Here is a 13,379-nt window from a genome sequence, read left to right as displayed (position 1 = left end):
GCAGGATCGCCCATTGTGCTTATCCGATAACTTTCAGATCTTTAGGGAACTTTGTCAGCACTTCGACTCCGTCTTCCGTCACATACAAATCATCTTCGATACGCACACCGGTAATTGACGGGTCATAAATGCCCGGTTCAATCGTGAACACCATACCTTTTTCAAGAGGCATATCATTTGTACCTGTTAATGAAGGATATTCATGAACGGAAATACCGAGACCGTGTCCGATTCGGTGCGGGAAGAGCTCACCGTAACCTGCTTCTTCAATGACAGAACGAGCCGCAAGATCAACCTCTTTTGCCAGTGTGCCGGGACGCACCACGTCAATTGCCGCCTGCTGGGCTTTTTTGACTGTCTCATAGATCTTACGCTTTTCTTCAGACGGTTCGCCGAATGACACTGTCCGCGTTATATCCGAACAATATCCTTTATATACAACGCCAAGATCGAATAAAATGAAATCGCCTTTCTCTATTTTTCGTTCACCCGGAATGCCGTGGGGCGAGGCAGTTTTTGTGCCTGAAACAATAATTGTGTCAAATGACATTTTCTCTGCGCCTTTTTGTTTCACTGCGGTCTCTACCGCCTGCACGATTTCCAGCTCCGTTTTGCCTTCTGCGATTTCATTGCAGCCGACTTCGATGGCATAGTCCGCCAATTCTGCCGCTTTACGCAGATGTTCCAATTCAATTTCATTTTTAACTAATCTGCAGCTTGCGAGTTTCTCATCCAAGTTCGCAAATTGCAAGGAAGGGAAGCGCGACTGTAAAATTTCAAAACGATCTACTGTCAGATGCTGTTTTTCAATTGCCAGCAATAAGAACGAAGAAATTCTTTCAGTAATCGCCTGTTCTAAAAATGCAAAGGCGTTGTCTGTGTCTTTATAGCCGATAATATCATAATTCCAGCCAATTGCTTTTACATCAGCGACTTCCATCGCGGGACAAATAATAAACGGGTCCTTTTCTTTGAAAACCACTACGCCAAGCAATCTTTCGTGCGGATCACTGCGGAAATCTGTCAGATAAAATATATTATCGGGATTCGTAATAAGTGCTGCGTCGATAGAATGTTCAACTAAGAAATCCTGTACTTTTTGAATGTTCGCCAAAATATAGCCTCCTCTGTTTTGGTTAGTATAACAAAAAAGAGGGTTTTATGCTGCAATGGAGAAGGTATAGGTATAGAGAGAGTTATTAACTATAGGAGTGTGATCGTTTTGAAAATCTCGTACCATGGCCATTCGGTCGTAAAAATTGTAACAAAAGGGAAAACTATATTAATTGATCCGTTTATTACGGGCAATAAACTGACCGATCTGAAGGCAGCTGATGAAAAACCTGACGTCATCTTGCTTACGCATGGCCATAATGACCATGTCGGCGATACGATGGACATTGCAAAAAGAGAAGATATCCTGGTCGTAGCGCCCAATGAATTAGCCGTATACCTTGGATTCCAGGGGGTAAAAACACACGGTATGAATATCGGCGGGGCAAATGAATTTGATTTTGGAACAGTGAAATATACACAAGCCTTCCATAGTTCATCGTATACTACAGAAGATAATGAAATTATTTATACCGGCATGCCGGCAGGACTGCTGCTGACCATTGAAGACAAAGTCATCTATCATGCCGGAGATACATCGCTGTTCAGTGATATGAAATTATACGGAGAAGCCGGAATAGACGTGGCATTCCTTCCAATCGGGGACAATTTCACAATGGGGCCTGAAGATGCGGCAAAAGCAGTGGAACTTCTGAACCCGAAGCTGACTGTCCCTGTTCACTTTAATACGTTCCCTCCGATTGAGCTCGATCCGCAGAACTTCAAGTCGCTCGTGACGAATCACGAAGTGAAAATTATGGAGCCTGGTGAATCAATCGAGCTGTAAAAGACGGAAACAAATAATTACGGTTCAAGACGCATAGTTATCGTCTTGGACCGTTTTTTTAATGAAATTATGGTATGATTAGCAAAAAGCAGAAACCTAACAGAAGGTTAAGGAAAAGGTGAAATCATGTCAACTAAACACGAACAGATTTTGCGTTATATTGAAAGCTTAGCAGTTGGAGAAAAAATCTCTGTACGTCAAGTTGCGAAAGCATTGGAAGTCAGTGACGGCACTGCATACCGCGCAATAAAAGAGGCGGAAAATCAGAAACTTGTCAATACTATCGAACGGGTAGGAACGATCCGGATTGAAAAAAAGAAAAAAGAAAACATTGAGCGCCTGACATTTGCTGAAGTGATCAATATTGTCGATGGTGTCGTGCTGGGCGGCCGCGACGGCTTACATAAAACATTAACGAAATTTGTAGTGGGCGCCATGCAGCTGGACGATATGATCCGATATATCGACGCAGGCAGTTTATTGATTGTAGGAAATCGGCTGAAAGCGCATGAAATCGCTATTAAGGCCGGGGCAGCTGTCCTGGTTACAGGCGGCTTTGATGCGACTGATGAAGTGAAGCAGCTGGCGGATGAAATGAATTTGCCGGTCATCTCCACAAGTTATGACACGTTTACCGTGGCAACGATGCTGAACCGGGCTATTTATGATCAGCTGATCGAGAAAGAAATTTTATTGGTGGAAGATATCCTCACGCCGATTGCCCGCACAGTGACATTATCGCCAGAGGATTCGGTGGATCAGTTCTTTGAAGTGAATCACCAAACATCGCACTCAGCCTATCCCGTCGTAAAATCAGACGGAACGCTTGTAGGAATTATTACATCCCGTGACGTGGTCAGTAAGCCTGATGTCAATATTATCGGGAAAGTCATGACAACCCATCCGATTACGGTGAACGGTAAAATGAGTGTGGCTTCTGCGGGGCACAGTATGATTTGGGAAGGTATCGATTTGATGCCTGTTGTCGATGATGCGGGTATTCTTGAAGGAATTATCAGCCGTCAGGACGTTTTAAAAGCACTGCAAATGACCCAGCGTCAGCCGCAGCAAGGTGAAACAATCGATGACATCGTCAAAAATCAAATGAAAGCAATTACTAATTCACCGGATAAAATCGAGTTTTCCGTTGTTCCGCAAATGACCAATCAATTTGGCTCACTATCCTATGGAGCGATGCTGACAATCTTAACAGAAGCGGGCAGCCGCGCGATCAAACTCCAAAAACGCGGAGAAAGTGTTCCCGAGAACGTAACGATTTATTTCATTAAACAAGTGCAGCTGGGTGCAACGGTGACCGTAGAACCGAAAATCATTCACTTAAGCCGCCGCTTCATCAAACTGGAAATCGAGCTGACATCCAATGACGGCATTGTGGCCAAAGCAATGGGGACGTTCCAGCTTTTTGAAAAATAAAAAACTGACATCAATTGACGTCAGTTTTGTTTAATGCACGTTCTTCTTCTACGAACTGCTTATAGTGTTTCTGGGCGTTAAAATTAAAGATCGCCACATAGCCGCCGAATAAAATAAAAATAGCCGACACGATATATGTCAGGACGCCGTCAAAGAGCAGCAATTGATTGATGCCGAAAAAAATCAATAAGGCACCAAGTGAAGTTCCTGCCATGCTTGCATACATCTTTTTACGGATGGGAAACATATGGCTTGTCCGGAATTGGCGTGTTTTAAAAACAAAATAAAAAACGCCGGAAGCGACGATACCAAAAACAAAAAGAAAATTAACCGTCTCCATCAAAAAGCCTCCATTACATAAAAATAACCTGGCGCCTGCGCGCTGCGGTTCATACTACATTGTATCGGCTTTTTATCGGAAATGCGAATACTTGGACAGAAACTTGGGGGGAAACACATGAAACGACAAATCATTGACACAATTGAACAATATGAAAAAATTATTATTCACCGGCATGTCAGACCGGATCCGGATGCATACGGTTCACAGATGGGACTGAAGGCATTAATTCAGAAAAACTATCCCGCAAAACAAGTGCTGGCAGCAGGCACACATGATGAACTGCTCGGCTACTTGGGGGAGCCTGACACTGTGACGGAAGCCGATTACGAAGGGGCGCTGGTCATTGTCACTGATACAGCAAACACAGATCGGATCGACGGGCCTTTTTATGACCGCGGCGCATTTTTATTGAAAATTGATCATCACCCAAATGAAGACCCGTATGGCGATGAACGCTGGGTGAATACAGATGCGAGTTCCTGTTCTGAAATGATCTATACCATCTTTGAAGAAGGGCAGGCAGTATACGGCTGGGAAATGTCTCCTGAAGCTGCCCGTTTCTTATTTGCAGGAATTGTAGGTGATACAGGCCGGTTTATGTTCCAAAGTACGACAGAGAAAACATTCGAAGTTGCGAGTTCATTAATCAAACAACCGTTTGACCGTACAAAATTATTTGCGGGAATGTATGAAGTCGACCGAAAAATTCTGCATCTGCAAGGGTATATCTATCAGAACTTTACAATAGATGAACACGGTGCGGCCTATATTAAATTAACGAAAGATATCCTGAAAGAGTTTGATGTGACAGTTTCCGAAACCTCTCAGCTGGTTGGATCGCTTGGGGATGTGAAAGGAATCTGTGCATGGATCATCTTTATCGAAGAAGATGATCAAATCCGTGTCCGTCTGCGCTCGAAAGGCCCTGTCATCAATACATTGGCCATGCAGCACAACGGCGGCGGCCACCCTCTTGCTTCAGGTGCTTCCGCATATTCATGGACAGAAGTGGACGAAATTATTGTCAAACTGCAGGAAATTTGCAGAAACTATTAAGCAGAGCTGAGGGATTGAAATGAACCTGATGTATCCGCAAATTATAACCGGCGCAGATCTATTGCGAGGGATTGTAAAGTTAGATGAACTGGCTCCTCTTTTGCAGAAAAGAGGGGCTGCTTCTGCCGCAATCGTCAACAGTAAATTATATGGCGTCCGGTCTTTCAGTAAAATGGCCACGAAATACGGCATACGCCCTGTGATCGGCCTGTCTGTCATGCTGAATGCAGATGATACAGAAGTGCTTCTGTATGTGTATGCGCGAAACCAGACAGGCTTTTCTAATTTAATGAAAATGAGCAGTGCGATTTCGACGCGTGAAGATGAGACGCTGCCGCTTACTTGGCTGCAGGCCTACAGGGAAGGGTGCTTTATCATCTGCGCGATGACCGATGCATCTTGGGCAAATGCACGAAACGTGGAAGTGCTGCAGCAAATCGCTGAAGGGCGCTCGGATTCGTCTGCATTTATCGGAATCAGCCGGCCAGCAGGAAGCGCCCATGCGGAGGAAGAACATCTTATCAGACTGAGTGAGGAAAGCGGGCTGCCTATTGCTGCTTGCCATGAAACACGTTTTCTTCATCCGGAAGATTTTCAGGCGTATGAAGTGGCCACGGCCATTCGTAAAGGATATAAACTGAACGACCCGCAAAAACCTCCCAATCGCTATCGCCAGGCTTATTTGCCTGAGCGGGAAGAGTTCATGAATTGGTTTTCTGACCGTCCTGAATGGCTGAAAACTACAGAAGCTATGATGAATGCGTGCAATGTAAGCATTCAGAAGGAAGACTTTTTGCTGCCGGCATTTCCCGTGAAAGACGGCCAGACATCTGACTCCTTGCTAAAAGAGCATTGCCGATTGGGTCTGCAGCAGCGCTTTCACGTATTGCCTGCAGCATACGAAGAACGTCTGCGGTACGAATTATCAATTATCAGTCAGATGGGCTTCACTGATTACTTTTTAATAGTAGAAGATTATGTGCGCTATGCAAAATCCGAGCGCATTTTAGTCGGTCCCGGACGGGGGTCTTCTGCCGGATCACTCGTTGCATATGCGCTTGGCATTACGGAAGTCGATCCGATTGTCTACGGATTGCTGTTTGAACGGTTCCTGAATCCCGAACGGGTGACGATGCCCGATATCGATATCGATTTCGCGGATCACCGCAGAACAGAAGTCGTAAATTATGTGGCGGATACATACGGCAAACAATATGCCGCGCAGATTATTACTTTCGGTACGCTGTCAACGAAAGCCGTTGCGCGCAACGTCGCCAGAGTGCTTGATTTCACCCCGGAAGAAGTCCGCTTCATGTCAAACGAATTAAACAGCAGCCGTTCATTCAAAGAGAATATCATTCAATCGAAAAAACTCCGTGACTGGATTGACGTGGATCCGCGCAGAGCTGTCTGGCAGATGGCAGCGGAACGTCTGGAGGATTTACCGAGAAACGCTTCCACACACGCAGCGGGCGTCGTGCTTGCAGCAAAACCGCTCGTTCATTATGTGCCGCTGCAGATAGGTACCGAAGAAGTGTTCTTGACGCAATGGGCTATGAAAGACGTGGAAGAAGCCGGATTATTGAAAATGGACTTTTTAGGACTGCGCAATTTAACGCTGCTCGACAGAATCCGTTCCATGATTCAATACAATAAGAAGCAAGTCATTGATTTTGAACGTATTCCGCTGGACGATGCGTTGACTTATGAAATATTCAAGGCAGGCGACACGACCGGCATATTCCAGTTTGAATCACCGGGAATGCGGCGTGCGCTGAAAACTATCCGGCCTGATAACTTTAAGGATGTCTACTCGGTCAATGCTTTGTACAGACCGGGTCCTATGGAATTCATTCCGCTGTACAGCCGCCGTAAAAACGGACAGGAGCCGATCCGCTATGACATACCTGAACTGGAGCCGATTTTGGCGGAAACGTACGGCATCATCATCTATCAGGAGCAGATCATGAAAATTGCCGTAGAAATTTCAGGCTTTACACTGGCGGAAGCAGATCTTCTCCGGCGGGCGATCAGCAAGAAGAATCAGCAAGTGCTGGAGAAAGAACGGCAGCACTTTATTGCCGGAGCCATAAAAAAAGGATTCGACCGCATCAAAGCGAATAATGTGTATAACTTAATTGTCAAATTTGCTGATTATGGATTTCCGAAGAGCCACGCAGTAGCGTATTCTCTGATTTCCTACCGTCTCGCATATTTTAAAGCGAACGAACCTACGTACTTTTATGCGGCCTATTTATCATCTCTGACAGGCAGCAAGGAAAAGATGATGGAAGTGATCCGTGAAGTAAAAGGGAGAGGGATACGCATTCTGCCGCCTTCTGTGACGAAAAGCCGTTATTCACATACAGTGGAAGGCGATGCAATCCGTCTCGGGCTGGGCGCGATCAAAGGAATCACTCTTGCGTTTTACCGGCATCTGGCAGATTCACGTGAAAAGGGCGGCTGGCAATCCATGTTTGACATGGCCGTCGCGCTTGGGGCAGATCATTTCACTGAGAAATCGATAATCCCGCTAATTAAAGCAGGTGCGCTGGATGACTTTGGTGAAAAGCGTTCTGTCCTTCTCGCATCCATAGATGCCGCTCATTCCCATGCGCTTTTTATAGGTGATGATGCATTAAGTGATCAGTTTCATTTTAATTCGCAGCCGAAATATACACCGGGCGGAGAGATGGATCAGATGACCAGGCTCAGTTTTGAACATGATATGTTAGGATTTTATCTGTCGGAACATCCTATTGAGCAGCTTAAGCGCAAGGCAGCAGATCGGATCCCGCCAATTTCCTCGCTGTTTACTTTACGGAAAGGCACAAAAGTTCAGTGCATGGGCATGATACTGTCTATTAAAAGAATCCGAACAAAAAAAGGGGAAGCAATGGCATTCCTGACATTGCAGGACGAAACAGAAGAAATATCCTGTACGGTCTTTCCGAAACAATTTGCGCAAACCAGCGTCCATTTACAAGAACAGGCATTTGTTCGAGTTTCGGGAAGCATCGATTACCGCAATCAATCGGTACAGCTTATCGTTGATCAGCTGCAGCCGGCAGTCCGTATAGAAGAATAAAAAATAAAATACTACATTATTGTATAAAATTCTATGGCTTCTGATGGCGCATAGCGCGCCATTAGAAACCAAACTCCACTTTTCGACAAGCGAGCGTTCAGTCGGGAGGAAAAATGACGAAAAATAAACACTTGTATTTTCAAGATATTGCTTTACGTAGTGCTCTCTTTTTTGTATGCTAGTATGCAGGTGGTCAGACCACTCTGTTGATGGAACGAAAAAGGAGTTCTCCTCATGCAAAATTCACAATCATCATCCAAGCGTTTTTTGGATATTATCGGAGAGCTGCAATCACTGATCAGCGAGCAAAAAATCGAATATGGCGATAAGCTGCCATCTGAACGTCATTTGGCGGAAAAACTTCAAGTGAGCAGAACGGCAGTCCGTGAAGCGTTGCGCAGTATGGAACTGCTCGGTCTGATTGAAACGAGAAGAGGCGAAGGCACGTTTTTATCCGATTTTAAAAAACATCAGTTAGTGGAAGTTCTCTCGGCATTTATCATGCAGCAGGCAAGATCCATCCAGGATGTAGTTGAAACCCGGATGATTCACGAGCGTGCGGCGATTACAGCAGTCACCAAAAATGAAGAACTGCGCATGTTGCCTGTTTGGAGAGGTATGCAAAGTAAATTAAACGAAGAAGAAGCGATGTTTTTGCGTGAAGATATGGTCCGCGAAACGATTGTCGCAACTGAAAATCGGCTCTCACTGAAAATTTGGTTTTTATTGAAGCAATACAGCGGAGTTTCTTTCGATGTGGCCATTACTGATCCAGATGAAATAATGACTGTCCGTGAATTGCTGGGTGAAATGATGGCTGGTAATACAGAGCAAGCCTTGGCTTGTTATGAACAATGGATGAACCAAGTTGAGGGAGAAAGAAGGGAAACGGAATGAGTATCAGAGAATTATTTAAAAAGAAACCAAAAGAAGACCAACATACAATGCCGTCTGCAAAAAGTAAGGCGGATGTGCCCGAAGGAATTATGACAAAATGTCCGGAGTGCAAGCATGTCATCCTGACGAAAGAATTATTGAAGAACGGCAAAGTCTGTCCTTCTTGTCAGCACCATTACAAAATGACTGCACAGGAACGGATCGATCATCTGTTTGATGAGGGCAGTTTCGAATCGATGGACAATCATCTGAAAACAGAGAACCCGTTAAATTTCCCTTCCTATACAGAAAAGGTAGAGGCTGATGCGGAAGCAACAGGGCTGAATGAAGCGGTGCTGACAGGTGTCGGGAAAATTCAGGGCCAGAAAGCAGCCGTTGCCGTTATGGATGCGCATTTCAGAATGGGCTCCATGGGTTCAGTCGTTGGTGAAAAGATTACGAGAGCAGTAGAAAAAGCAACAGAATTAGGGATTCCGATGCTGATATTTTCAGCAAGCGGCGGTGCGCGGATGCAGGAAGGTGTCATCAGCTTGATGCAGATGGCGAAGGTGAGTGTAGCACTTGAACGGCACGCGAGCCAAGGGTTATTGTATATTTCCATCATGACGTATCCGACGACCGGCGGTGTATCAGCCAGCTTTGCATCGGTAGGAGACATTAACCTGGCTGAACCAAAAGCGCTGATCGGTTTTGCGGGACGCCGTGTCATTGAGCAAACTGTGCGTGAAAAGCTGCCGGATGATTTCCAGACAGCTGAATTTTTGCTGAATAATGGTCAATTAGACGCAATTGTTCATCGGAATGACATGCCAGGTGTTATGTATAAAATCCTGAAACTTCACGCAGGAAAGGAGACGGAACTTGTATGAGTAAAACACTCGCTTTTGAAGAACCTATTGTAAAGCTGCGTGAAAAAATTAATGAGCTGGAAGAATATACAGCCATGAATGATGTCGATCTTTCCTCAGAGATTGTGAATCTGAAAAGCAGATTGGCAAATTTAGAAAAAGATATCTATGAAAGCATGGAGCCATGGGATCGCGTCCAAGTCGCCCGGCACCCTGCAAGACCGACAACCAATGATTATATTTCCCGTCTCTTTGAAGATTTTATCGAATTTCACGGAGACCGTAATTTTGCTGATGATGAAGCGATTATTGGCGGTATTGCTTCTTTTGAAGAGACTCCGATTACCATTATTGGCCATCAGCGCGGGAAAGATACAAAAGAAAATGTCAAAAGAAACTTTGGCATGCCGCATCCTGAAGGATACCGAAAAGCACTGCGTCTGATGAAACAGGCCGAGAAATTCAACCGGCCGATTATCTGCTTCATCGATACGAAAGGCGCATATCCGGGGAAAGCTGCCGAACAACGCGGACAGAGTGAAGCTATTGCACGCAATCTGGTCGAAATGGCCGGCTTGAAAGTGCCTGTCATCTCCATTGTGATTGGGGAAGGCGGAAGCGGGGGAGCATTGGCACTTGGGGTAGCTAACCATATCCATATGCTTGAAAACTCCACATACTCCGTAATATCTCCGGAAGGGGCGGCTTCCATCTTGTGGAAAGACGCGTCGCTTGCCAAGCAGGCAGCGGAAGCAATGAAAATTACGGCGCCAGATTTAAAAGAAATGAACATTATCGATGAAGTGATCCCGGAAGTTCTTGGCGGCGCTCACCGTGATGCCGCTAAGCAGGCAAACGAGATGCGTGAAACGGTGCGAAGATCACTCAATGAATTATGTAAGTTGTCACCGGAAGAATTAATTGATAACCGATATAAGAAATTCCGAGCAATCGGTGTATTTTCGGAATAAAAGATGCGGGCGACCGCATCTTTTGCTCGTACATAACAGTAACTGCAAAAGGAAGTGATGAACATGAAAAGAATTGCAGTCTTAACAAGCGGCGGCGATGCGCCAGGGATGAATGCGGCAATCCGTTCCGTTGTCAGAAAAGCGATTTTTGAAGGCCTGGAAGTTTCCGGCGTGTTTAATGGGTATCAGGGACTGATTGACGGAAAGATTGAACAATTCCAGCTGGGATCGGTAGGAGACATTATTCAGCGCGGCGGGACGATATTGAGATCAGCGAGATGTCCGGAATTTATGACAGAAGAAGGCCGTCAAAAAGCGATGAAACAAATCACCTTACACGGAATTGAAGGAATTGTCATCATCGGCGGTGACGGTTCATTCCGCGGGGCGTATGAATTGGTCAAAATGGGAATCCCATGTGCGTGTGTGCCTGCTACTATTGATAATGACATCAATGGCACAGAATTCACGATTGGTTTTGACACAGCATTGAATACGGTTGTGGAAGCCATCGATAAAATCCGGGACACCGCGACATCGCACGAACGTTCATTCATCATTGAAGTTATGGGGCGTGATGCGGGAGATCTAGCGTTATGGGCAGGTCTTGGCGGCGGTGCGGAATCGATATTGCTGCCTGAAAAACCATTTGATGCAGAGTCAATCGTCAGCCGAATTAAACGCAGTACGAGCCGGGGGAAGAAACACAGTATTATTGTGCTGGCTGAAGGGATGATGTCTGCTTCTGAGCTCGCGGATATTTTGAAAAAGGAAGCGGGCGTGGAAACACGGGTATCCATTTTAGGACATATACAAAGGGGCGGCTCTCCATCTGCACGTGACCGGGTTATAGCCAGTCAATACGGTGCAAGAGCTGTTGAATCACTTTTGTCAGGAAAGAAAAGTGCTGCTGTTGGTATGAGAAATCATAAAGTGGTAGACTATAACTTAGAAGAGGTATTTATGAAACGAGAAAAGTTGGACTTGTCATTATTAGATTTGGCGGAAACATTATCCATCTAATTAGTCAGAGTCTACATGACGCAGAGGAGCGATAAGTAGTGAGAAAGACAAAAATAGTGTGTACAATCGGGCCGGCAAGTGAATCGTATGAGGCATTGCTGAAACTGATTGACGCGGGGATGAACGTTGCACGTCTGAACTTCTCCCACGGCACCCAAGAAGAGCACAGAGTACGTATTGAACGAATCCGCAAAGCGGCCGCTGAAAAAGGAAAGTTGGTCGGAATTCTGCTCGACACGAAGGGTCCTGAAATACGGACGCATAAAATGGAAGACGGGCAGATCGAGTTAACGAGAGGACAGGCAGTGGACATTTCGATGAAGGAAGTTCTTGGGACAAGCCAAGTCTTTTCCGTTACGTATGAGAAGCTAATCAATGACGTCGAACGCGGTTCATTCGTGCTTCTTGACGATGGCCTGATTGAACTGGAAGTGACGGGTAAAGATAACGAAAAAGGCTTAATTCATACAAAAGTAATCAACGCAGGCCCTTTAAAAGACAATAAAGGCGTCAACGTGCCGAATGTTTCTGTGCAGCTGCCGGGAATTACGGATAAGGACAAAGAAGATATTCTGTTCGGTATTGAACAGGGCGTCGATTTTATCGCTGCTTCATTTGTGCGCCGTGCAAGTGATGTCATTCAAATCCGCGAATTACTCGAAAAGAATAATGGCGGTCACATCCATATCGTGCCGAAGATTGAAAACCAGGAAGGTGTCGATAATCTGGATGAAATCCTTCAATTATCTGACGGTCTGATGGTTGCGCGCGGGGACTTGGGTGTTGAAATTCCTGCAGAAGAAGTTCCGCTGGTGCAAAAAACGATGATCCGCAAATGTAACCAATTCGGTAAGCCTGTTATTACAGCGACTCAGATGCTGGATTCTATGCAAAGAAACCCGCGCCCGACACGTGCGGAGTCAAGTGATGTTGCCAATGCGATTTTAGACGGTTCTGACGCGGTCATGCTTTCAGGCGAGACAGCTGCCGGATTATACCCGGTGGAATCAGTGAACGTTATGTGTAAAATTGCGTTGTCCACCGAAGAATCAATGGACTTCCACTCTGTTGTTTCCAGAAGAACGAGAGAAAAAGAAGGTAATTTGACAGAGGCAATTGGACAAGCCGCTGCTTATACCGCTTTGAATTTGAATGTCAAGGCTATTTTGGCGCCAACTGAAAGCGGACAGACAGCTACTATGATCGCTAAATACCGTCCGGGTGTTCCGATCATTGCGGTGACACGTTCAGAAATGATCTCTAATAAGCTGACACTGGTCTGGGGCGTCTATCCTATCGTCGGCAAAAAAGCTTTAGACATCGATGGAATTCTTCAGGAATCAGTTGAAGAAAGTGTAAAACATCAATACGTCACACACGGTGATGTAGTGATCATCACTGCGGGCGTGCCAGTTGGTAAAGCGGGCACGACAAACTTGATGAAGCTGCATGTTATCGGCGATTTGATCGGGCGCGGACAGGGAATCGGCAAAAATGTTGCATTCGGTAAAGCGAAGGTCATCAAGTCCTCACAGGAAGCGCTGACGCAAGTGACAGAAGGCGATATCATCGTCACCCAGTCTACTGACCGTGACATGTATGCGGCACTTGAGCGATGTGCGGGCATCATCACAGAAACTGGCGGATTGACCAGCCATGCGGCAGTGGTGGGATTGAGTTTAGGCATACCTGTAATCGTAGGTGCCGAGAACATTACATCAATTATTAAAAATGGCAGTGACATTACAATGGACGCAGCAAGCGGAGTCATCTACAACGGTCACGCAAAAGTATTGTAAAAACACAAAGACCGCTATTC

The 13,379-nt window shown here is 45.6% G+C and carries 11 protein-coding genes; 9 read left to right on the top strand and 2 right to left on the bottom strand.

The window, feature by feature from the left end:
* Positions 1–19: 19 nt before the first annotated feature.
* On the bottom strand, positions 20–1,114 hold the full coding sequence (locus tag SporoP33_RS02335) for a M24 family metallopeptidase (RefSeq protein ID WP_081242253.1): 1,095 nt from the start codon (positions 1,112–1,114) through the stop codon (positions 20–22).
* A 108-nt stretch (positions 1,115–1,222) separates the two neighbouring features.
* Here SporoP33_RS02335 and SporoP33_RS02330 point away from each other — a divergent pair, with 108 nt between their 5' ends.
* On the top strand, positions 1,223–1,900 hold the full coding sequence (locus SporoP33_RS02330; RefSeq protein ID WP_081242252.1) for a metal-dependent hydrolase: 678 nt from the start codon (positions 1,223–1,225) through the stop codon (positions 1,898–1,900).
* 126 nt (positions 1,901–2,026) lie between these two features.
* Complete coding sequence (locus tag SporoP33_RS02325; protein ID WP_081242251.1) at positions 2,027–3,334, top strand: DRTGG domain-containing protein; 1,308 nt, start codon at positions 2,027–2,029, stop codon at positions 3,332–3,334.
* A 10-nt stretch (positions 3,335–3,344) separates the two neighbouring features.
* Here the strand turns inward: SporoP33_RS02325 and SporoP33_RS02320 are convergent, their stop codons facing one another.
* Positions 3,345–3,674 carry a YtpI family protein gene (locus SporoP33_RS02320; protein ID WP_081242250.1) on the bottom strand — a complete coding sequence of 110 codons (330 nt, stop codon included), beginning with the start codon at positions 3,672–3,674 and terminating at the stop codon, positions 3,345–3,347.
* Between the two features lie 117 nt (positions 3,675–3,791).
* Between SporoP33_RS02320 and SporoP33_RS02315 the strand changes: the two genes are divergently transcribed.
* From SporoP33_RS02315 to pyk, 7 genes are all read left to right on the top strand, one after another.
* The gene (locus tag SporoP33_RS02315; protein ID WP_081242249.1) at positions 3,792–4,733 is read left to right on the top strand and encodes a DHH family phosphoesterase; all 942 of its coding nucleotides are present in this window, start codon (positions 3,792–3,794) and stop codon (positions 4,731–4,733) included.
* 19 nt (positions 4,734–4,752) lie between these two features.
* Positions 4,753–7,821 carry a DNA polymerase III subunit alpha gene (locus SporoP33_RS02310; RefSeq protein WP_081242248.1) on the top strand — a complete coding sequence of 1,023 codons (3,069 nt, stop codon included), beginning with the start codon at positions 4,753–4,755 and terminating at the stop codon, positions 7,819–7,821.
* A gap of 234 nt (positions 7,822–8,055) precedes the next feature.
* Entirely contained in the window at positions 8,056–8,718 is a 663-nt protein-coding gene (locus SporoP33_RS02305; RefSeq protein WP_081242247.1) for a FadR/GntR family transcriptional regulator, read from the top strand.
* Positions 8,715–9,587 (top strand): acetyl-CoA carboxylase, carboxyltransferase subunit beta, encoded by an 873-nt coding sequence (gene accD / locus SporoP33_RS02300; protein WP_081242246.1) that lies wholly within the window; start codon positions 8,715–8,717, stop codon positions 9,585–9,587. The genes SporoP33_RS02305 and accD overlap by 4 nt, the downstream gene beginning before the upstream one ends.
* Entirely contained in the window at positions 9,584–10,537 is a 954-nt protein-coding gene (gene accA / locus SporoP33_RS02295) for an acetyl-CoA carboxylase carboxyl transferase subunit alpha (RefSeq protein WP_081242245.1), read from the top strand. Before accD ends, accA begins: the two co-directional genes overlap by 4 nt.
* Positions 10,538–10,600: 63 nt before the next feature.
* Complete coding sequence (gene pfkA / locus SporoP33_RS02290; protein WP_081242244.1) at positions 10,601–11,560, top strand: 6-phosphofructokinase; 960 nt, start codon at positions 10,601–10,603, stop codon at positions 11,558–11,560.
* 38 nt (positions 11,561–11,598) lie between these two features.
* Entirely contained in the window at positions 11,599–13,359 is a 1,761-nt protein-coding gene (gene pyk / locus SporoP33_RS02285) for a pyruvate kinase (RefSeq protein ID WP_081242243.1), read from the top strand.
* Positions 13,360–13,379 lie beyond the last annotated feature (20 nt).

Origin of the sequence: Sporosarcina sp. P33, assembly GCF_002077155.1 — a bacterium.
Lineage (GTDB): Bacteria > Bacillota > Bacilli > Bacillales_A > Planococcaceae > Sporosarcina.
Note: the sequence above shows the minus strand (reverse complement) of the source record. Positions and strands in the feature narration are given on the sequence as shown.